This window comes from Vibrio japonicus (genome assembly GCF_024582835.1).
GTDB lineage: Bacteria > Pseudomonadota > Gammaproteobacteria > Enterobacterales > Vibrionaceae > Vibrio > Vibrio japonicus.
On sequence record NZ_CP102096.1, the window covers coordinates 2,707,465 to 2,727,664 of the forward strand.

At 45.3% G+C, this 20,200-nt stretch carries 20 protein-coding genes and 1 pseudogene; 5 read left to right on the plus strand and 16 right to left on the minus strand.

Annotated features, from left to right (window positions below):
• The first annotated feature begins 85 nt into the window (after positions 1–85).
• Positions 86–751: a ribosome biogenesis GTP-binding protein YihA/YsxC gene (yihA, locus tag NP165_RS12875; RefSeq protein WP_257084303.1), complete on the plus strand. Its 666-nt coding sequence runs from the start codon at positions 86–88 to the stop codon at positions 749–751.
• 514 nt (positions 752–1,265) lie between these two features.
• On the opposite strand, the gene spfP is transcribed toward yihA, so the two are convergent.
• From spfP to hemB, 4 genes are all read right to left on the minus strand, one after another.
• Complete coding sequence (gene spfP / locus NP165_RS20140) at positions 1,266–1,313, minus strand: small protein SpfP (RefSeq protein WP_438356636.1); 48 nt, start codon at positions 1,311–1,313, stop codon at positions 1,266–1,268.
• A gap of 193 nt (positions 1,314–1,506) precedes the next feature.
• A complete protein-coding gene (gene polA / locus NP165_RS12880) occupies positions 1,507–4,296 on the minus strand; it encodes a DNA polymerase I (protein ID WP_257084304.1) in 2,790 nt (929 codons plus the stop codon).
• A gap of 620 nt (positions 4,297–4,916) precedes the next feature.
• Positions 4,917–5,351, minus strand: a complete 435-nt coding sequence (locus NP165_RS12885; RefSeq protein WP_257084305.1) for a GNAT family N-acetyltransferase — start codon at positions 5,349–5,351, stop codon at positions 4,917–4,919.
• A gap of 85 nt (positions 5,352–5,436) precedes the next feature.
• Positions 5,437–6,483, minus strand: coding sequence for a porphobilinogen synthase (gene hemB / locus NP165_RS12890; RefSeq protein ID WP_257084306.1), 1,047 nt, complete (start codon positions 6,481–6,483; stop codon positions 5,437–5,439).
• Positions 6,484–6,647: 164 nt separating this feature from the next.
• Here hemB and NP165_RS12895 point away from each other — a divergent pair, with 164 nt between their 5' ends.
• Positions 6,648–7,409, plus strand: coding sequence for a TatD family hydrolase (locus NP165_RS12895; protein WP_257084307.1), 762 nt, complete (start codon positions 6,648–6,650; stop codon positions 7,407–7,409).
• A gap of 85 nt (positions 7,410–7,494) precedes the next feature.
• Here NP165_RS12895 and tatC read toward each other — a convergent pair whose 3' ends face one another.
• From tatC to rmuC, 7 genes and pseudogenes are all read right to left on the minus strand, one after another.
• Positions 7,495–8,247 (minus strand): twin-arginine translocase subunit TatC, encoded by a 753-nt coding sequence (tatC, locus tag NP165_RS12900; protein ID WP_257084308.1) that lies wholly within the window; start codon positions 8,245–8,247, stop codon positions 7,495–7,497.
• A gap of 154 nt (positions 8,248–8,401) precedes the next feature.
• A pseudogene (gene tatB, locus NP165_RS12905) lies at positions 8,402–8,696 on the minus strand (Sec-independent protein translocase protein TatB); the annotation flags it as partial.
• 3 nt (positions 8,697–8,699) lie between these two features.
• A complete protein-coding gene (gene tatA, locus NP165_RS12910) occupies positions 8,700–8,954 on the minus strand; it encodes a Sec-independent protein translocase subunit TatA (protein WP_257085599.1) in 255 nt (84 codons plus the stop codon).
• 47 nt (positions 8,955–9,001) lie between these two features.
• The gene (gene ubiB / locus NP165_RS12915; RefSeq protein ID WP_257084310.1) at positions 9,002–10,636 is read right to left on the minus strand and encodes a ubiquinone biosynthesis regulatory protein kinase UbiB; all 1,635 of its coding nucleotides are present in this window, start codon (positions 10,634–10,636) and stop codon (positions 9,002–9,004) included.
• Positions 10,633–11,238, minus strand: coding sequence for a ubiquinone biosynthesis accessory factor UbiJ (locus tag NP165_RS12920; protein WP_257084311.1), 606 nt, complete (start codon positions 11,236–11,238; stop codon positions 10,633–10,635). Before NP165_RS12920 ends, ubiB begins: the two co-directional genes overlap by 4 nt.
• A gap of 12 nt (positions 11,239–11,250) precedes the next feature.
• Positions 11,251–12,033 (minus strand): bifunctional demethylmenaquinone methyltransferase/2-methoxy-6-polyprenyl-1,4-benzoquinol methylase UbiE, encoded by a 783-nt coding sequence (gene ubiE / locus NP165_RS12925; protein WP_257084312.1) that lies wholly within the window; start codon positions 12,031–12,033, stop codon positions 11,251–11,253.
• A gap of 57 nt (positions 12,034–12,090) precedes the next feature.
• Complete coding sequence (gene rmuC / locus NP165_RS12930; protein WP_257084313.1) at positions 12,091–13,641, minus strand: DNA recombination protein RmuC; 1,551 nt, start codon at positions 13,639–13,641, stop codon at positions 12,091–12,093.
• Between the two features lie 168 nt (positions 13,642–13,809).
• On the opposite strand from rmuC, the gene NP165_RS12935 reads away from it, so the two are divergent.
• Entirely contained in the window at positions 13,810–14,715 is a 906-nt protein-coding gene (locus NP165_RS12935) for a DMT family transporter (protein ID WP_257084314.1), read from the plus strand.
• Positions 14,716–14,813: 98 nt separating this feature from the next.
• On the opposite strand, the gene NP165_RS12940 is transcribed toward NP165_RS12935, so the two are convergent.
• The 3 genes from NP165_RS12940 to ftnA all read right to left on the minus strand — a co-directional run bounded on the left by NP165_RS12940 (position 14,814) and on the right by ftnA (position 17,041).
• The gene (locus NP165_RS12940) at positions 14,814–16,007 is read right to left on the minus strand and encodes a BaiN/RdsA family NAD(P)/FAD-dependent oxidoreductase (protein ID WP_257084315.1); all 1,194 of its coding nucleotides are present in this window, start codon (positions 16,005–16,007) and stop codon (positions 14,814–14,816) included.
• 107 nt (positions 16,008–16,114) lie between these two features.
• Entirely contained in the window at positions 16,115–16,438 is a 324-nt protein-coding gene (uspB, locus tag NP165_RS12945; RefSeq protein WP_257084316.1) for a universal stress protein UspB, read from the minus strand.
• Between the two features lie 75 nt (positions 16,439–16,513).
• Positions 16,514–17,041, minus strand: coding sequence for a non-heme ferritin (gene ftnA, locus NP165_RS12950; protein ID WP_257084317.1), 528 nt, complete (start codon positions 17,039–17,041; stop codon positions 16,514–16,516).
• Between the two features lie 154 nt (positions 17,042–17,195).
• Here ftnA and NP165_RS12955 point away from each other — a divergent pair, with 154 nt between their 5' ends.
• Together NP165_RS12955 and NP165_RS12960 are read left to right on the plus strand one after the other, a co-directional pair.
• Positions 17,196–17,621: a universal stress protein gene (locus NP165_RS12955; RefSeq protein ID WP_257084318.1), complete on the plus strand. Its 426-nt coding sequence runs from the start codon at positions 17,196–17,198 to the stop codon at positions 17,619–17,621.
• A gap of 56 nt (positions 17,622–17,677) precedes the next feature.
• Positions 17,678–18,559, plus strand: a complete 882-nt coding sequence (locus NP165_RS12960; protein WP_257084319.1) for a carboxylate/amino acid/amine transporter — start codon at positions 17,678–17,680, stop codon at positions 18,557–18,559.
• 69 nt (positions 18,560–18,628) lie between these two features.
• On the opposite strand, the gene NP165_RS12965 is transcribed toward NP165_RS12960, so the two are convergent.
• Entirely contained in the window at positions 18,629–19,228 is a 600-nt protein-coding gene (locus NP165_RS12965) for a hypothetical protein (protein ID WP_257084320.1), read from the minus strand.
• Between the two features lie 100 nt (positions 19,229–19,328).
• Complete coding sequence (locus NP165_RS12970; protein ID WP_257084321.1) at positions 19,329–20,108, minus strand: class I SAM-dependent methyltransferase; 780 nt, start codon at positions 20,106–20,108, stop codon at positions 19,329–19,331.
• Positions 20,109–20,200 lie beyond the last annotated feature (92 nt).

Below are 20,200 nucleotides of genomic sequence, written 5' to 3' on the forward strand. Positions count from 1 at the left end.
GCGACCTTATGCCGAGCACGGTTATTTTACACAATTTCACAAAAAAGTAATCAATCGACTACACAAAGTCGAGATGGAGTTAACAGTGAGCGTAAAAATTCATTATCAAAACACCCATTTCATCACCAGTGCACCTGATATTCGTCACATGCCTGAAGATGAAGGTATCGAAGTTGCGTTCGCGGGACGTTCCAACGCAGGTAAGTCTAGCTCTCTTAACAGACTGACTAACCAGAAGAGTTTAGCAAAAACCAGTAAAACACCCGGTCGAACTCAGCTAATCAACTTGTTTAAAGTGACTGATGGTTGCCACATCGTGGATTTACCTGGGTATGGCTTTGCGCAAGTACCACTTGAGATGAAGAAAAAGTGGCAAAAGTCTTTAGGCGAGTATCTGCAAAAACGTCAATGCTTGAAAGGCTTGGTTGTGTTGATGGATATCCGTCATCCGATGAAAGATCTGGACCAACAGCTGATTTACTGGGCAGTAGACAGTGGCATTCCGGTGCAGGTTCTACTGACCAAAGCAGACAAACTAAAGAGTGGCGCACGTAAAGCTCAGGTTCTGAAGATCAAGCAAGATGCCGTAGGATTTGGTGGTGACGTCAGCGTTGCTGCTTTCTCTTCATTGAAAGGTATTGGTGTCGATGTACTGCGCAACAAACTTGATGAATGGTTTGCTCCTGCGCTTGCGGCGTCACTCGTCGAAGAAGTGGTTGCTGAAGAGCAGCAAAGCGACGAACAAGAATAAGCTCAAAAGTAGCCTAAATGCCATTAGCCTCACTGATTAAAGTGGGGCTTTTTTAGGCCCTTAACCGATTACTCACGGCGACAAAACAAAAATCCCCGCCATCCTGGCAGGGAATAAAGGGGAGAGAAATAGGAAGTAATAATTATTATCTTTCTAGGATTGTTGAAAGTCGGTCTTTATTCAATACCCTACTTTTATTGCTCACCACCAGCTTTAAGATCACCAACCAAAACATAAGCAACTGATTTAATTTGATATTTTAAATCTATTCCGTAAGGATTTTCATAAAAACAAACTTTATTCCCATCAAGAAATAATGAAAGTGTGAATGGTGTTTAATTACAGAATTTCTGTTACTTACAACAGAAAGGAATGATCCATCAGTGAAAAAACGAGAAATGAATGTCGACAAGAGGCGTTAGGAGTATGAGATTTCATACAGCCAAAAGCGTGGCTGGATTTTCTTTGCCCCAATAAAAAACGCCCCAGTCAAATGCTGACTGGGGCGGCTGAATCAGCCTAATCCAATAACGTGAAACAAAAGGTCTGAAAGATAGAACATCTTACCTCTGTACCCTACGCCGAATAATGTACAACAATTGGTCAGAAATGAAAACTCTTTTTGTAATTTTTTTTCATTAAACTTTTATTAAACTACATTCGCTCTTACTTGCTAAGGTCTTTTTTCACGCATAAAAAAAGCTGACGTTTGTGCGCCAGCTCATGTAATTTAGCAAGAATCGCTTAAATAGTGTCTAGTGAGCTTGTTCCCAGTTGTCACCATGGCCTGCTTCCGCAACCAACGGTACTTCTAGTTGAGCCGCAGACTCCATCAATTGTTGTACTTTACTTTCAATTTCGGCCAAAGAGGACTCTTCCACCTCAAACACCAATTCATCGTGAACTTGCATCAGTAGCTTCACGCGGCCGTTGCCTTCCTGTTGAATCCACTCGTCAACAAGCAGCATCGCCTTCTTAATAATGTCGGCCGCGGTACCTTGCATCGGGGCGTTGATAGCCGCACGTTCAGCCGCTTTACGACGCATGCCGTTACGCGACTTGATCTCTGGCAGGTGAAGACGACGACCAAAGATGGTCTCAACATAGCCTTGCTCTGATGCCGTGCTACGAGTGTCTTCCATATATTGCATCACACCTGGGTAACGCTCAAAGTAAGTATCCATGTATTGCTGCGCTTCACCACGTGGAATGCCCAGCTGTTTTGCTAGGCCAAACGCACTCATGCCGTAGATAAGACCAAAGTTCACTGCTTTAGCACGACGACGCTGCTCGCTGGTCACTTCTTCGATGTCTACGCCGATAATCTCTGCAGCAGTCGCGGCGTGGATATCTTTACCCTGTTGGAACGCTTCAAGTAATGCTTTATCACCCGATAAATGTGCCATGATACGAAGTTCAATCTGAGAGTAGTCGACCGCCATGATCTTGTAGCCTCTCGGCGCAATAAACGCCTGACGAATACGGCGACCTTCTTCATTTCGAATTGGAATATTCTGTAAGTTTGGATCGGTTGAAGATAAGCGCCCCGTCGCTGTCACCGCTTGATGGTAAGACGTATGAACACGACCCGTTTCTGGGTTGATCATCTTCGGCAGTTTATCGGTGTATGTTGATTTCAGTTTCGCTAAACCGCGGTATTCAAGAATCAGTTTTGGCAGTGGGTAATCAAGCGCGAGCTCCTGCAGTACTTCTTCGTTCGTTGACGGCGTACCTGATGGCGTTTTCTTGATAACTGGCAAGCCCATCTTTTCAAATAAGATCGCTTGTAGTTGCTTTGGTGAGTTCATGTTGAACTCTTGCTCTGCTACTTCATACGCTTTCTGTTCTAGCTCATCTAAACGCTGTGCAATTTCTTGCGATTGAGCAGCAAGCATCATGTCGTCAATCAATACGCCAGTACGTTCGATACGTGATAAAACAGGCACTAGCGGTACTTCGATCTCTTCGTAGATGGCTTTTAATTTTTCATCGTTCTCAATGCAAGCAATCAGACGGTGGTGCAGGCGTAGAGTAACATCCGCATCTTCTGCCGCATAAGGTGCTGCTTGATCCAGTTCGATTTGATTGAATGTAAGCTGCTTTTTGCCCTTACCCGCGATTTGCTCGAATGAGATACAGCTATGCTGAAGGAAACGCAGCGCAAGGCTATCCATATCATGCTTGCCGCCAACACTGTTGTACACGTAAGACGCCAGCATGGTGTCGTGCTTGATGCCTTTCATCTCAATGTCGTATCGCGCTAACACGCTAGCATCGTACTTCAGGTTTTGGCCGACTTTCGCTTGGTTATCGTCTTCTAAGATAGGTCTGAGCTGCGCAAGCACCCAATCACGATCAAGCTGCTTTGGTGCATCAAGATAGTCATGCGCAACCGGCACATAAGCAGCCACGCCTTCTTCGGTCGCAAACGACAAACCAACTAGGTTCGCTACCATGTAGTCTAGGCTGTCTGTCTCGGTATCAAAGGCGAACACGTCCGCAGCTTTGAGCTTCTCAAGCCAAGCGTTAAATGACTCTTCATCTAGAATGGTTTCGTATTGGCTGCGATCAATGGTCACAGCTGGTGTTTCCAGCTCTGGTGCAACACTAGTCGATGGAGCGCTCGCGCCCGACTTTTCTACCGCCTCAACGACACCTGTGCCGCCATCGAGTAGCTCATTGAGCCACGACTTGAATACCAACTGGCCATATAGCTTAATCAGCTCATCTTTATTTGGCGTAGTCTTAATAAGTGTTTCAGGCGTTTCTTCAAGCTCAACATCGAGTTTGATTGTTGCCAGCTCATAAGAAAGCATCGCGTTATCTTTGTTGTCCAGCAGCTTCTTCGCCATGGTTTTTGAACCACGGAAGCCCAGTGGTGCAATGTCATCAAGGTTTTCATACAGTTTATCTAGGCCGCCAATGCCCTGAAGTAAAGCTGTTGCTGTCTTATCACCGACACCGGGAACACCTGGGATGTTATCCACTTTGTCGCCCATCAGCGCGAGGTAATCGATGATCAACTCCGGTGGAATGCCAAACTTCTCAATCACGCCCTCACGATCCATGACGACATTTGTCATGGTGTTGATCAGTGTGACGTTCTCATCCACCAGCTGAGCCATGTCTTTATCGCCAGTACTAATCAAAACAGGCATGCCCTGCTGAGACGCTTGGTAAGCTAACGTGCCAATGACATCATCGGCTTCAACACCCGGAATCGAGATAAGCGGCAAACCCATAGCACGAATAACGTCGTGCAGCGGTTCAATCTGGCAGCGCAAATCATCTGGCATTGGTGGACGGTTGGCTTTGTATTCCGCATACATCTCATCACGGAAGGTTTTTCCTTTCGCATCAAAAACAACGGCAATTCGTTCACTGCTGAACTGACGCATCATGCTTCGTAGCATATTCACTACACCATAAACGGCGTTAGTTGGGATTTCACCATTACTCATGGTGCCTGGATAAGCGTGAAATGCACGGTATAGATAAGAAGAACCATCGATAAGGATCAATGGATTGTCTGGAATACGAGCCATAGTCTTTTTGTACCCATAATATAAAGATCTGTCTAGGATGCCATGACTCCTCCAGTGAATCCATTTTAACTCCATGAAGAGTGAGAATCGGGTTCATCAATTGTTTTTCCACACAACCGGCCTTCTGTGGATAACTCTGTTTATATTATTTATCCACTGACTATCAACTGGCCTAGAAACACAGATCAATACAAATCAAAGTATTGTTATATAAAGAAAAAAACACAGATCGATCAACTAAAGATCGATCCGTTAACGATCCTCGGTTGTGGAAAAGAGTATTGACGCTGTTTTATGCACTCTTGATCTTTAGGCATAAAAAAAGCGACATCTTATCGATGTCGCCTAGCAAAAAGTGGTCAAAGCGGATTCAAATGAATATGGGCTTTGCCGTAAAGCTATAAATTACACTGGAAGCAATGTGAGCAATGTCGTGTCAGAAAGAACTCGTGCAAGTTCGATTCAGTTCAGTGTCATCACCGTCTCCCAATATGGAATCTGGTAACTCAACGTCCTTGTGAACTTCTCTCATTCCCTAAGACGAGATAAATAATAACCATTCTCATTTGGTGCGTCAACAGTTAAATGAGAAAAAATCTCATTTAATTTTTATGACAGCGTTACAACGGCTTCACAAAGTGAATTCTACTTTCAATTAAAATGTCTTTTTCTTCAAATTTTTCAATTACATATCCATTTCTGAGTAATAACCGAAGCATGGCAGGAAATTGATTACGAGATTTCACCTTAAGTCGCTTGTATCCCTGATGACGCACCCACTTCTCTTGTTCGTCCAATAATGTTTGTGCTACGCCTTTGTTTCTTGCTCGTGGTGTTACGCCACCAAACCAGCTATAGAAGGTGTCTCGATCCAGTTCATAGCCAATCTTAAACCCTAGGATATGTGCCTCTTCCTGCGCGACAAGAATGAGGTGACGCTTACCTTCTAGGCGTTCGGAAAGTGACTCTACCGTCTCCTTGCTGGCAAATTCACTGATTTGCTCAACCGCTTCAACACATTCTTGTAATGTGCCTTCTCGATAAGCCACGCTCATGGCTCTCTCCCTAAAACAACAAAGGCCAGCAAATGCCAGCCTTTCAGTGCTTAACCAGCGAGCACTAACTCGCTCGCTAACTGAGTTATTTTTCGTTTTTAAGATACTGCGATGCTTTTGCATCTTCTGCCGCTAACCACTCCGCTACGTCTTTAGCAAAGTAAGTTAGGATGCCGTCTGCACCAGCACGCTTAAAGCACATCAGTGATTCCATTACCGTATCGCGCTCATTCAACCAACCGTTTTGGAACGCCGCTTTGTGCATCGCGTATTCACCAGAAACCTGATAAGCAAATGTTGGAACACGCAGCTCAGACTTAACACGACGAACGACGTCTAGGTACGGCATGCCTGGCTTAACCATGACCATATCCGCGCCTTCGTTGATATCCAACGCTACTTCGTGAATCGCTTCATCGCTGTTGGCTGGATCCATTTGGTAGTTCTTCTTGTTGCCGCCTTTCAGGTTGCTTGAAGAACCGACCGCATCACGGAAAGGTCCGTAGTAACAAGACGCGTATTTCGCTGAGTACGCCATGATTTGTGTATTGATATGACCCGCTTCCTCTAACGCTTCACGAATCGCACCGATACGACCATCCATCATATCTGACGGCGCAATAACATCAGCGCCTGCCTCAGCGTGTGACAATGCTTGCTTGATAAGTACTTTCGTTGTCTCATCATTTAGCACGTAGCCTTCTTCATCAATAATGCCGTCTTGGCCATGTGTCGTGAAAGGGTCTAGCGCAACGTCTGTGATCACGCCGATTTCTGGCACATGCTCTTTCAACGAACGTACCGCACGTTGAACCAGACCTTCTGGGCTGTACGCTTCTGTTGCACACAAACTTTTTGCGTCTTGATTTACAACTGGGAACAAAGCAATCGCAGGTACACCGAGTTGAGCAAGATATTGAGCCTCTTCCAGCATAAGGTCGATAGATAAACGCTCGATACCTGGCATTGATTCAACGGTCTCACGACGATCTTTCCCCATCAGGATGAACATCGGGTAAATAAGATCGTTTACCGACAACTTGTTTTCAGCCATTAGACGACGACTAAAGTCATGCTTGCGCATACGGCGCATACGACGGCCAGGGAATTGACCTTGAATGGAAACTGACACTCTGTTCTCCTTGTGTGGTGAAAGTGTTGTGAAACTGTTAGAGCTGCATAATATCACTCCATAGTGTCGACACCAATGACAGAACAGAGAATTAAAATCCCAAAAATGACCAGAGTCTCACACTGCTTTATACTCACACCATCTAACCGGACTTGAGAAGTAACATGATCGATACCCACGCCCACATTTATGCCAGCGAATTTGATACGGACCGCGATCAGGTCGTTGAAAGAGCATTGGCCCAAGGCATTGAAAAGATTCTGCTGCCAAACATCGACCTTGATTCGATTGAACCTATGTTGAAAACCGAAGCGGCCTATCCTAGCGTTTGTCGCTCAATGATGGGATTACATCCGTGCTATGTGGATGGTAACGTGAAGCAAACGCTGGAGATCATTCACTCTTGGTTTGCTAAACATAACTTTATTGCGGTGGGTGAAATTGGTATCGACCTGTACTGGGATAAAACCTATAAGTCCGAGCAAGAGATGGCCTTCATCACCCAACTTAACTGGGCAAAAGAAATGAAGCTGCCAGTCGTCATTCATACGCGAGATTCGATTCAAGAAACCCTTACTCTGCTGGGAAAGGAGCAAGATGGTTCACTATCAGGCGTGTTCCATTGCTTCGGCGGGAGTATCGAAGAAGCGAAAGCGATTAACGATTTGGGCTTTCATTTGGGTTTGGGCGGTGTGACGACATTTAAGAATGGCGGAATGGATAAGGTGATCCCGAACTTAAATATGGACTACGTCATTTTAGAAACAGACTGCCCATACTTAGCCCCTGTGCCACATCGTGGTAAGCGTAATGAACCCGCTTATATCCCACTTGTTGCCGAGCGCATCGCGTCACTTACAGAGCTATCAATTGCAGACGTCCAAGCCATCACTAACCGCAACGCCAACCATTTATTTTCGTTGTAACACGCTGAGACTTAGCATCCGTAAATAGAAAGAGTGCTTATAAACAAAAAGGTTGGCACGTGCCAACCTTTGTAGTTTGAGTCTTCTAGCTCTCGCTTTCTGTTTCTTCATCATCCTTCTTCCGCACATAAAAACGCGCGAAGAAGAGTCCGACTTCAAACAGCAAACACATAGGAATCGCCAGCAATGTTTGCGAGATCATATCTGGCGGTGTCAGCATCATTCCGACAACAAACGCTCCCACAACAATGTAAGGTCGTTTCTCACCCAGGCTTTTCGGATCCGTCGCGCCAGTCCAGCAAAGCAGAATAATCGCTACCGGAACTTCAAACGCAATACCAAATGCCAAAAACAGCGCGAGCACAAAGTCGAGATAACTCGAAATATCGGTCGCAAATTCCACACCACCTAGCGAAATGGCTGTAAAGAAACCAAAGACCAGAGGGAATACCACGAAGTACGCGAATGCAACACCGCAGTAGAACAGCAACGAACTGGAAAACAGCAAAGGCATGATAAGACGACGCTCGTGCTTATACAGCCCAGGAGCAACAAACGCCCACACCTGATACAAGATAAACGGTACTGCAACGAACACCGAAGCAATGAGAGTCAGCTTAAGTGGCGTAAAAAATGGCGATGCAACATCGGTCGCGATCATCGTTGCCCCTTCAGGTAGTCTGTCTACCAAGGGCTTAGAGATAAACTCGTAAATTTCGTTAGAAAAGTAGATCAGGCCAACGAACACCACCAATATTGCCAATATTGCACGCAATAAACGGTTTCGAAGCTCTAAAAGATGGCTGATCAAAGGTTGTGTCTGCTCAACCGAAGACATGGCTAACCTCATTTATAAGATCAAAAAGGAGCCGCCCAGATGCAGCTCCTCCGGAGAGACTATTCGGCTTTTTTATCTGCTGAAGGCTCACGAGTGTCAGATGCAGGACTGTTATCCGCTTCTGTACTTTCCGCTTTCTTGTCTGCGGATTGCTCATTCGCGTACGGACGCTGAACCTCTTGCGCTGCTCTTTTCAGCTCTTCAACTGAAGCTTTAAGCTTGGGATCTAAATCTTCCATGCCCATCTGTTCAGCTTTACGCAAGTTTTCTTGCAGCTCCTGCACCTTCAGTTCGTGCGAAAGTTCGTCTTTCACACTGCTTGCCATCGTTTTCGCAGCACCGATAAAACGGGAAACACTACGAATTGCATGAGGCAAGCGCTCAGGTCCAAGAACCACCAGCCCGACGACAGATATTAATACCAGTTCCCAAAAACCGATATCAAACACGTCTTATGCCTGCTCTTTGTCTTTCTTAGTTTCAGAAGTCTCTTCTGACTTCTTCTGCTCGATGTTCTTTGGTTCAAAGTCAGCGTCTTTGCTTGCTTCTGCATCTTTCTTAGCAGACTCGTCTTCGCTCACTGCTTTCTTGAAACCTTTAACAGCACTACCTAGATCACCACCGATGTTACGTAGCTTTTTAGTACCAAAGAGCAGAATTACGATCACAGCGATAATCAGTAGTTGCGGCCAGCTAATACCCATAATTTTTACCTCGGGTTCTATTAAAATAATTTATTCAAAGAGTTTAACGTCTATCGACGATAAGCTCGCCAACTAAGCAGCCAAAATGTGACACCACCAATAGCGCTTGCCATTGAAAGCTGCTCAAACGTTGTGTTGACCAATATTGCCGAGCATACGACCAATGTGGCACCAACACCAAACAAAAATTTTCCTGTCGCCTGCTGACGCTTGCTCGCTCGATAACCTTGGTACAGTTGATCCATACGCTGGTTCATCATTTTGCCCTGGCGCAAGCTATCATAAAGGAGTTCAGGTAGCTCAGGTAATTTCTCAGCCCAAAATGGTGCTCGGTCTTTCACCGCGTTGATCACCGCTTTTGGCCCAACCTGATTCATCATCCACTCTTCAAGAAATGGCTTGGCCGTTTCCCACAAGTCGAGCTGTGGATAGAGCTGACGACCCAATCCTTCGACATAGAGTAACGTTTTTTGCAACAGAACCAGCTGAGGCTGAACCTCCATATTGAATCGGCGCGCAGTGTTAAACAGGTTCAACAGCACATGGCCAAACGAAATTTCACACAGCGGCTTAGCAAAGATCGGCTCACACACAATGCGAATCGCAAATTCAAATTCATCGATGTTTGTTTCACGTGGAACCCATCCTGATTCGACATGCAATTCAGCAACGCGGCGATAGTCACGATTGAAAAACGCGAGGAAGTTTTCCGCTAAGTAGCGTTTATCTTCGCTATTCAATGTGCCAACAATGCCACAGTCCAAACCAATCCATTGAGGGTTTTCTGGGTGCTTACGTTCAACAAACACATTGCCAGGATGCATGTCTGCGTGGAAAAAGCTATCTCGAAACACCTGTGTAAAGAACACACTCACGCCACGTTCAGCCAACAACTTCATGTTGGTGCCGTTTGCTCGCAAACCTTCAATATCAGAGACTTGGATGCCATATATTCGCTCAGAAACCATGACAGTTTTATTACTGAAGTCAGAAATAACTTCAGGAACATAAAGTTCTTCGCTACCTTCGAAGTTTCGTCTTAGCTGGATAGCATTGGCCGCTTCACGGCGTAAGTCCAACTCATCAAGCAGTGTTTTCTCGTACTCTCGTACCACTTCGACAGGCTTTAAACGACGTGCTTCAGGAAGCGCTTTGGCGACTATACGCGCCATGCGGTACATCAGTTTTAGATCTGCATCAATGACTGGGCGAATATCTGGCCTGATAACCTTTAATACTACTTCTTGGTTAGTCGATTTGAGCGTCGCGGTATGCACTTGGGCAATGGAAGCGGACGCCAATGGCTTGATATCAAAATCGTTGAACCAGTTTTCCAATGGTCCACCGAGCGCCAGCTCGATTTGCTCTTTCGCCAGGTGGCCATCAAAGGGAGAGACTTGGTCTTGTAACAAAGCCAATGGATCAGCAATGTGTGGCGGAAACAAATCGCGTCGTGTCGACATCATTTGTCCAAATTTAATCCACACCGGGCCTAACTCTTGAAGCGCTAAACGTAAACGTTCCCCTAGCGCTTTATCGCTGTGCTTGTTCTTAATCCAAAATAGGCCTTTGCGCGCCAGTAAAGGGGCTTTAGATAACTGGTGATTTGGCAATAACTCATCAAGGCCGTACTCAAGCTGAACCTTGGTAATGTGGTATAGGCGTTTTAGCTCAGAGAAGGTCATGCGCGCTCCAGAAGCTGATTTAGCTTAGCTTCTACACGGGCAGCGTGGCTCTTTAGCTCATCAACCTGATCACAGAAATGCGCAACTTCCAGCGGCGCTGGTGCGACTTTCCATTCTTCAGTAATGACTTGAGCAAGATGATTTTGGTGCTTACTCGCCTGAGCCTTAACAAACTGACCAAAGTTCTCAGCACCTTTTATGACCGTGTGTGCAACCACATCGCCAGTGACTCGAGATAACCACTCTTCAATATCTGGCTTGCAGTCTGTCATTAATTGGGAAAACTTCTGTGCCAGTTGGATATCACCCTCCAGCACCAGCTTGTCTTGTTTGATCAGTTTAGTGATGTTCGATTGGTCACGCAGTTCTGGTAACACTGCAAGGTTTAGCGATAGGTAACAATCTGGCTCACCTTCGTAATTAGCCAATACATCGATCTGCTGGCTAAATACAAACGTCAGAGTTTTATTGATTTCTTTAAGATGAACCTGAATCACCTGCCCTTTAAGACGAGCTAAACGACGACCCAATTCAGGATCGTCTTTGATTAAGGTATTCAGAGATGTTTCGACTACCGCCGTTACAAGAGGGTCAAATGGCATAACGCTTCTACCTTAGAACTTGTAACCACGGTGCAGAGCAACAATACCGCCAGTGAGGTTGTAGTAATTGGTTTTCTCGAAACCCGCTTCTTCCATCATCCCTTTCAGTGTTTCTTGGTCAGGGTGCATACGAATAGATTCCGCTAGGTAACGGTAGCTTTCTGCATCATTTGCCACCAACTCGCCTATTTTTGGTAGCAAGTGGAACGAATAAGCATCATAAATTTTTGATAGTGGCTCTAACACTGGCTTCGAGAATTCAAGTACTAGTAAACGACCACCAGGCTTTAACACGCGAAACATTGAACGCAGTGCTTTGTCTTTGTCGGTTACGTTACGCAAACAGAAACTGATGGTAATCGCGTCAAAGTAGTCATCTGGGAAAGGCAGTTCTTCAGCGTTGGCCTGAACGTAATGCACGTTGCCAACGATGCCGCTATCACGCAACTTATCACGGCCCACATTGAGCATTGAGTTGTTGATGTCAGCAAGAATGACATGGCCTTTCTCACCGACAATACGTGAGAATTTAGCGGTTAAGTCACCCGTGCCGCCACCAAGGTCTAGGACACGTTGGCCAGGACGAACACCACTACAATCGATCGTAAAGCGCTTCCATAGACGATGAATACCGCCCGACATCAAATCGTTCATGATGTCGTATTTTGCTGCGACAGAGTGGAAAACTTCTGCCACTTTCTCGACTTTCTGTTCTTTTGCTACGGTGGTGAAACCAAAGTGCGTTGTTTCACTCGATTCTATGGCTGTGTTCGATTGCACGCTTGTATCCGTCATGATGTTTCCTCTATAAGCAGTGCGAATGAATATATACGGCCTGTGCACTGCGGGCGATTAGTTTACTTTATCCTCAGCCGGATGTCTTTCTGCGAGCGAATCATTTTCACGCAATGTGTTGTTTTCTGTGAGCCCATCATAGTTGGCCATATCGGTCAGATTAGCTGAAATCGGGCGCTTTACTTCGACACCGAGTTGCTTGAAGCTCTCCGCTTGGCGAATCACATTGCCGCGTCCTGTCGCCAATTTATTCATCGCACCTTGATAGCTTTGATTGGCTCGGTCTAACGCGCCTCCCAAACTCTCCATATCATCCACAAACAAACGCAGCTTATCGTAGAGTTTACTTGCGCGATCAGCGATCACTTGCGCGTTTTGGTTTTGGCGATCGTTGCGCCACAAATTGTCGATGGTACGTAGTGCCACCAGCAATGTAGTTGGGCTAACCAAAATTATGTTCTGTTCCATCGCATCCTTCACCAAGCTCGGGTCTGCTTGAATTGCAACCTGAAACGCTGGCTCGACCGGAATGAACATCAGTACGTAGTCTAAACTCTGAATGCCTTTAAGCTGATGGTAGTCTTTTTGTGATAATCCTTTGATGTGGGCACGCAATGAAAGTAAGTGGTCACTTAACGCTTTATCCCTGTGGGTATCAGTTTCCGCATTGAAATAACGTTCATACGCGACCAAGGCAACTTTAGAGTCGACAACCACTTGTTTGTCTTGGGGTAAGTGAACAATCACATCGGGCTGGTAGCGCTTACCCGCCTCGTTCTGCAAGCTGACTTGCGTTTGGTATTCGTGACCTTCTCGCAAACCGGATTCAGCTAGCACGCGAGCCAATACCACCTCACCCCAATTACCCTGCTGTTTGTTGTCTCCCTTTAGTGCTTGAGTCAGGTTTACTGCTTCTCGCGTCATCTGCTCATTCAACCGCTGCAAATTTTTCAGCTCATGCACCAAGGTATGACGCTCTTTGGCTTCAACGGTAAAGCTGTCGTTTACTTGTTTCTTAAAGCCTTCCAACTGCTCTTTTAGTGGACTAAGCAGCCCTTCTAAACTTTGGCGGTTCTGTTGGTCAACTTTGGCGGTTTTTGTTTCAAATAGTTGGTTAGCCAAATGCTCAAATTGCTGCTTTAAACGCTCTTCTGCTTTTTCCAGCAGTTCCAGCTTCTCTTTGTTGGCTTTATTTTCTTGCTCGTGTCGCGCTTCTTGTTCTCTCAGTTGTGCTTCTAGTTGCGATTTCTGCTCACGAACCCGATTCAGATTATCGGCGTATTGCTGTCGTTCTTGTTTTACCGCTTCGAAATAGCGCAGTTTTTCCATCACAGCCATCATTTTACCGTGCAACTGCTTTGACTCGTACGCCTCTTTATCACGCTCGGTATCAAGTTCATCCAATTCTTGCTGGGCTTGCTTGAGTTCTTCTTGCAGTTGATTGATTTGGTTATTAGCAAGCTGCTGATTTGATACAAGCTGCTGCTCCATAAGCTGATGACTAAACTGCATTTTTTGCTTTATCCACCAGCCCACACCCAACCCACTTAAAACAGCTCCACTCAACGCGCTGACGATCAAGCCCTGATTCTCAAGAATCCATTGCATAATAAAGGTTTAACTCTCTTTCTAGATATTGATTTAATGGTATTTTACCACTGGATAAATGTCCAGTTTGTCGGCTAGATATCGAACAGATAGACTAGGCTCACCGTATTCTGTCCCATTTTCTTTCGGGTAAGGGATTTCACCCATCTGGTTTATGCAAGGAGCATTATGAACGAACGTCGCGCGTTAGGGTTTGGCCTGTCGGCCGTACTCTTGTGGTCTACCGTAGCTACGGCCTTCAAACTCACATTGGCAGAGTTTACCCCTATTCAAATGCTGACCATCGCAAGCATAGTGTCTGCGATAACCCTCACTGTGATTTGTGCTGTGCGGGGAAAGCTGTCTTCAGTTCCGAGTACCTTCTTGTCCAATCCCTGGTACTACCTACTGCTTGGTCTGATCAACCCTCTCGCTTACTACATGATTCTGTTTAAGGCATACGATTTACTGCCCGCTTCACAAGCTCAAGCCATTAACTACAGTTGGGCCATCACCTTAACCCTGATGGCAGCGCTATTTTTAGGGCAAAAGATCCGTAAGCAAGACTGGGTAGCCTGTTCTCTAAGTTACTTTGGCGTGATCGTCATTGCGACTAAAGGTGACATCCTTGGACTCAACTTTGAGAGCCCACTTGGGGTGGGGTTAGCTTTGATCTCAACACTGCTTTGGGCGGGTTACTGGATTCTCAATGCGAAGAACAAAGCCGATCCGATTGTCGCGGTTTTGCTCGGCTTTCTCGTTGCAATACCATTCGCAATTGGGATCAGTCTCTATGAGGGCGCGGCTTGGAACCATATTTCACCGAAAGGCTGGTTTGCAGTGACCTACGTGGGTTTATTTGAAATGGGCGTGACCTTCGTGCTGTGGCTATCGGCATTAAAGCTCACCCAAAATACGGCTCGCATTAGTAATCTTATCTTCGCTTCGCCATTTATCTCTTTAGTGCTACTGGCTACCATTATCGGTGAAGATATCCATCCGACGACTTTGATTGGACTGGTGTTAATTATTGGCGGACTCGTGATCCAACAGATCAAATTTCGCAAAAAAGATCTCTCGCAAACTGCCAGTTAACACACTCGCAACAAACGCGATATTTCTTCATGCTTACCAAAATGAGCGCCAAAAAAATGCCGGTTCATCCGGCATTTTTTATAACCTGCTATCGGGTTCTATACCCTCTGCCCTGCAACAAAACCGGAGCTCCAGCACCACTGGAAGTTGTAACCGCCCAGCCAGCCAGTAACATCCATGACTTCACCAATGAAATAGAGCCCTTGGACGTTTTTACACTCCATGGTTTTTGAAGATAAATGGTCTGTATCTACGCCACCTAATGTTACTTCTGCTGTTCGGTAACCTTCTGTGCCATTTGGTGCGATGTGCCAGCTTTCTAGCACCTCTGTCACCGCTTTAAGTTGCTTAGGCCCAAATTGCTTAAGCGGTTTGTCTTCAAGCACTTTTCGATCTATCAGCACTTCAACCAAACGTTTTGGCAGCACTTTGGATAGTGTGTTTTTCAGTGTTTGATTCGGGTGTTTTTCCAGAGAACGAGCCAATAACTCATCAACGTCTACTTCAGGCACCAGATTGATATTCACTTTCTCACCCGGCTTCCAGTAAGACGAGATTTGCAGTACTGACGGACCTGATAAACCACGGTGGGTAAAAAGCAGCGCTTCTTTAAAGACCTTATTGTTTTCTGATTTGATCTCGACCGGAATCGCGATACCCGAAAGTTCAGCGAAATCTTCTTTGTCTTCTTTATGCAAAGTAAACGGCACTAAGCCTGCAGTGGTTGGCAATATTGGCAAACCAAACTGCTCAGCAATTTTATAACCAAATGGTGTCGCACCGAGTTTTGGCATTGATAAACCACCCGTCGCGACAACGAGCGACTCACATTCGATCACATCGGTATTCGAATGAAGAACAAAACCCGCATCTGTTTTCTCAATATGGTGGATATCTTGCTTGTAACGCTGTTCGACCGTCGGTAAATCGCACTCGGCCATCAACATTTTTACGATGTCTTTGGAGTCACACTCACCAACGCAGAACAGCTGGCCGTGGTCACGCTCTTCAAAATCAATTCCATGTTTGTAAATCATCGAAATGAAGTCCCAGTTGGTATACTGAGCCAGCGCTGATTTTACGAAATGTGGGTTGCTACAAAGGTAATTCTTAGCTGTCACGTCATTGTTTGTGAAGTTACAACGCCCACCACCAGAAATTAGAATTTTACGACCAGGCTTTTTCGCATGGTCCAGAACTAGGACTCTACGGCCTCGCTTACCGGCTTCTGCCGCGCACATTAAACCCGCAGCGCCTGCTCCGATGATGACAACGTCAAACTTTTCTGTCATGACAACTTCTCAAAGTAAAACCAATAAAAAAGGATGTGCATATAGCACATCCTTTGCAAATTAAGCCGCTATTCTATCGGTAATCTCGCTGCTTGCCAATTCACCAATCAGAGAATTAGCGCTGCGAAAAGCGTAACGGCGAGTAAAGACGTAGAGAGGACAAACAGCTCTCGGACACGTTCACACTTGCCAGTAAAAATTTCATCATGATGGTGATGGTATTCTTTACTCTTCAAGTAATGATAGAGTCGAACCTGTTTGGTGACATTGCCATGCGTGGTAAAAAAGCCATTTCCATCAACTTGTTGGTAAAGCAATGGATGGGCTTCCCGCATAATATAAATGAGAGAACGAAGCGCCGTCAGGTATCTCGCAATATTGACGATAGTGACCAGCATTAGCACAAATAGAATGGTATCGGCATTGATCATCTTTTCCTCCCTACATCTTCGCTTTGATGCCCAGAAGAAAAAGACGATCTTACTTAACTCGTCTTTCGCTGAAAGTTATTCAGCAGGGGCATCCATTACAGAAGATGAACCTTCTTTTGCTAGAGCCGCCAGATCTTTATCGATAAAGAACAACGCTTTGCCATCTTCACCAACCAGTTCTAGCTTATCTAAAATCCCTTTAAATAACTTCTCTTCCTCGTGCTGCTCAGCAACGTACCACTGCAAGAAGTTGAAAGTTGAGTAGTCTTGAGATGTAAACGCGAGGTGAGCAAGCTTATTGATTTTGGCCGTAATCATTTGCTCGTGCTCGTACGTTTCACGGAATACTTCGCCAAGACTTACAAATTCATGTTTTGGTGCTTCAATCGCACCCAAAATTGGCATTGATCCGGTCTCACTCACATAGGTGAACAGACGTTGCATGTGCTCCATTTCTTCTACGGCATGCACTCGTAAAAACTCTGCTGCACCTTCAAAACCTTTGTCTTCACACCAAGCACTCATTTGTAAGTATAGATTGGATGAGAAAAATTCGAGATTAATTTGCTCATTCAATTGTTCAACCATTGCTTGTGCAAGCATTTGCCACTCCTACTAAGTCTATGAACTTAAACTGACTATATCATGACTATAACAATAACACTTTGGCGGCTGAATGTGGATCTGGGATCATAGCAACAAAATTTTTTTATCCTTGATGCTAATCTTTAATGAGTTATCTAAAGGAGCTAGCACTATGAGTTATCAACATATTTTGGTTGCGGTCGATCTTACAGAAGACAGTAAACTTCTTATCGATAAGGCGGTAGCGCTTGCTAAACCGCTGGGCGCAGAAGTGTCATTCGTTCATATCGATGTAAACTATGCGGAACTCTATACTGGATTAATTGATATCAATCTTGCTGAAACTCAGCATCAAGCGATTCAAGCTTCTCAGACGCAGCTGCAAAACTTTGCGGACCATGCAAACTATCCAATCAAGCATACCTTGGTCGGTAGTGGTGACCTCGGCAATGAGCTGTGCGAAACCATTCAGGAATTCAATTTTGATCTTGTTGTATGTGGACATCATCAGGACTTCTGGAGCAAGCTACTCTCTTCAACAAGACAGCTGATTAACTGCACTCCGGTTGACCTATTGGTCGTGCCACTTAAAGACTGATAGTCACACAGATTTCGTATAGACTGCAGAGCAATCATCGATAATGAGTATTAGTTATGGGTTATCTCTCTGCAGTTACGCTCCTGTGGGCGTTCTCTTTCAGCTTGATTGGCGTTTACCTTGCCGGTCAGGTTGATTCTTGGTTTTCAGTGCTGATGCGAGTTGCATTAGCCAGTGTTGTATTCATTCCTTTCTTAAAATTCAAAGGCGTAGATAAGTCTCTGATCGCTAAGTTAATGGTGATTGGTGGATTTCAACTTGGCCTGATGTACTGTTTCTACTACCAATCTTTCCTGCTGCTTTCCGTACCGGAAGTACTGCTATTTACTGTTTTTACTCCTATCTACGTCACCCTAATCTATGACTTTCTGAAAGGACGTTTTTCACCTTGGTATTTAGTCACAGCAATCATCGCTGTTGTCGGTGCTGCCTTTATCAAATTTGCAGGGATCAATGAGAACTTTATTTTGGGCTTCTTGGTCGTTCAGGGTGCAAATGTCTGCTTTGCTATCGGTCAGGTAGGTTACAAATATCTAATGGAGAAGAAGCCTGTCGACCTTCCTCAGCATTCTATTTTTGGTTATTTCTACCTTGGTGCTCTTTGTGTGGCTCTTGTTGCTTTCGCACTGATGGGGAGTGTAGAAAAGCTACCAACCACCAGCACTCAATGGGGGATCTTGATCTACCTAGGATTAATTGCCTCAGGCTTAGGGTACTTCGCTTGGAACAAAGGTGCGACCATGGTCAATGCTGGTGCATTAGCAGTGATGAACAACGCGTTGGTTCCTGCCGGACTTATCGTCAATATTGTTATCTGGAACCGTGATGTTGACCTGCCACGCTTAGCCATTGGCGGTGCCATCATCATGTTCTCTCTTTGGGTCAATGAAACCTGGGTGAAGAGAAAAGTAGAAGAGCGTTACAGCTCAGCTAGCTAAAACAAAAAACTAGCTAAAAACAAAAAACGCTCTCAGACCAGAGAGCGTTTTTTTATGTTTCGATTGGGTTCAATGCACTTTTGATTCACTTTGCGTTTCTAACGGGCTTGGAAGCAAGCTCGCGACATCCATTCTAGCCTCGAGCTTGTTTTCTAACTTTCGCTGATGCTTGAATAGCTTGTGTTGCTTCTTTGCCAACTTGAGCAGTTTTTTCTGTTGCTTGTAGTACTTTTTCAGCTCCTTTTTCGCTTTCTTCAGCGACTTTTTATTTGAGAGATCGATAGATGGTGCATGCGTCTGAACGGTTTCTTTCTTCGCTTCGTACAACGACGTTTCGACTACCGGACGAGCAGACTTTTCTTTTACTCGGTCGATAACCCGACGAACCGCTTGCGCTTTGTTTGCATTTTTCGTTTCTACCGCTGCAACAGTTGGCTCAGCTGGTGTTGGTATCGCTTCTGCCAATAAACCACATGCTCTTTGCTGTTCAATAGGCTTACTCTGGCAGTACTGAGGAGGAATCGCCGCAGGCTTACATAGGGACCCCTTTGAAGCGGATGAGCGAGCACAAGAACGACAGACAAATTTAGGCTCGACAACTAAACGATGAATCTCACCAAGGTTATCTGCGATCTGCTTGCGGCTCATCTTACACAGACGTTTCGCCATAGTAATACTCCAGCTAAGAATACGAATAATTCGTAGTAAGATATACTCTCACTGAAGTTATTAAGCAAGTAGTTAATTAAGTTTTACTGTGCTCTGTGCGTTAAGTCATGGATGCTTTTACGTACACATCGAAACGGTTCTTTTTCGTTTCAATCGCCATCGTGGGTTTTTCTTCATTTAGCCAGTTCGCGTAGTCTGGCCTTTTCACCACCACTCTTTTCGTCGCAAGCTGCAAAGCAGGCTCTAGAAGATTATCTGCATCCAAATCAGCCCCGACTAAAGATTGAAAAACGCGCATCTCTTTTTTCACTAATGCTGATTTTTTCTTGTTTTCTGGATGTGGGTACATTGGGTCCAAATAAACGACATCAGGTCTAGTAAAGCTTTCATCCTGTGCCAAGTCATTCAGTGCAGTATGGCTAGATGCATGGATAAGAGACATACGCTCGCTAACCCAAGCACCAATTTCTTGGTCTTGCTTTGCACGCTCTAAACCGTCATCTAGTAATGCGGCTACCACAGGGTGACGCTCCACCATTTGAACTTTGCATCCCAGTGACGCGAGTACAAAGGCGTCTCTGCCCAAGCCAGCAGTGCCGTCTAGTACCGTGGGGGTTGCCCCTTTGTTTAATCCAGCCGCTTTTGCGATCGCTTGCCCTTTTCCTCCACCAAATTTACGGCGATGACCAACGGCACCACCAATTAAGTCGACAAATATCGCACCCAATTTTGGCTCGTCAGTTTTGCGCAGTTCTAGTCGTTGTGGGGTCAAAACCAGAGCAAACTCGCTGTCTTCAGAATGAGTCAGCCCCCAACGTTGAGCGATGTTTTCTAGTTGCTCACTTTGGTTAAGGTCTTCACAAATAAGTTGTAACTGCACGGTTTGCTCCGAATGGTGTTGGTTAACAGACGCAAGTGTAATGGATTTTGTAAAAGCGCACTAACTACTTTGGCCAGTGACTAGAAATACGG

Excerpts from the sequence above, each read along its gene's own strand:
- rmuC (WP_257084313.1), bottom strand. The coding sequence starts at position 13,641 with ATGCAATGGATTCTTGAGAATCAGGGCTTGATCGTCAGCGCGTTGAGT.
- tatC (WP_257084308.1), bottom strand. The coding sequence starts at position 8,247 with ATGTCTTCGGTTGAGCAGACACAACCTTTGATCAGCCATCTTTTAGAG.
- ftnA (WP_257084317.1), bottom strand. The coding sequence starts at position 17,041 with ATGCTTGCACAAGCAATGGTTGAACAATTGAATGAGCAAATTAATCTC.
- ubiE (WP_257084312.1), bottom strand. The coding sequence starts at position 12,033 with ATGACGGATACAAGCGTGCAATCGAACACAGCCATAGAATCGAGTGAA.
- NP165_RS12940 (WP_257084315.1), bottom strand. The coding sequence starts at position 16,007 with ATGACAGAAAAGTTTGACGTTGTCATCATCGGAGCAGGCGCTGCGGGT.
- NP165_RS12885 (WP_257084305.1), bottom strand. The coding sequence starts at position 5,351 with ATGAGCGTGGCTTATCGAGAAGGCACATTACAAGAATGTGTTGAAGCG.
- NP165_RS12960 (WP_257084319.1), top strand. The coding sequence starts at position 17,678 with ATGGGTTATCTCTCTGCAGTTACGCTCCTGTGGGCGTTCTCTTTCAGC.
- NP165_RS12955 (WP_257084318.1), top strand. The coding sequence starts at position 17,196 with ATGAGTTATCAACATATTTTGGTTGCGGTCGATCTTACAGAAGACAGT.
- polA (WP_257084304.1), bottom strand. The coding sequence starts at position 4,296 with ATGGCTCGTATTCCAGACAATCCATTGATCCTTATCGATGGTTCTTCT.
- uspB (WP_257084316.1), bottom strand. The coding sequence starts at position 16,438 with ATGATCAATGCCGATACCATTCTATTTGTGCTAATGCTGGTCACTATC.
- NP165_RS12965 (WP_257084320.1), bottom strand. The coding sequence starts at position 19,228 with ATGGCGAAACGTCTGTGTAAGATGAGCCGCAAGCAGATCGCAGATAAC.
- ubiB (WP_257084310.1), bottom strand. The coding sequence starts at position 10,636 with ATGACCTTCTCTGAGCTAAAACGCCTATACCACATTACCAAGGTTCAG.
- NP165_RS12895 (WP_257084307.1), top strand. The coding sequence starts at position 6,648 with ATGATCGATACCCACGCCCACATTTATGCCAGCGAATTTGATACGGAC.
- NP165_RS12920 (WP_257084311.1), bottom strand. The coding sequence starts at position 11,238 with ATGCCATTTGACCCTCTTGTAACGGCGGTAGTCGAAACATCTCTGAAT.
- NP165_RS12935 (WP_257084314.1), top strand. The coding sequence starts at position 13,810 with ATGAACGAACGTCGCGCGTTAGGGTTTGGCCTGTCGGCCGTACTCTTG.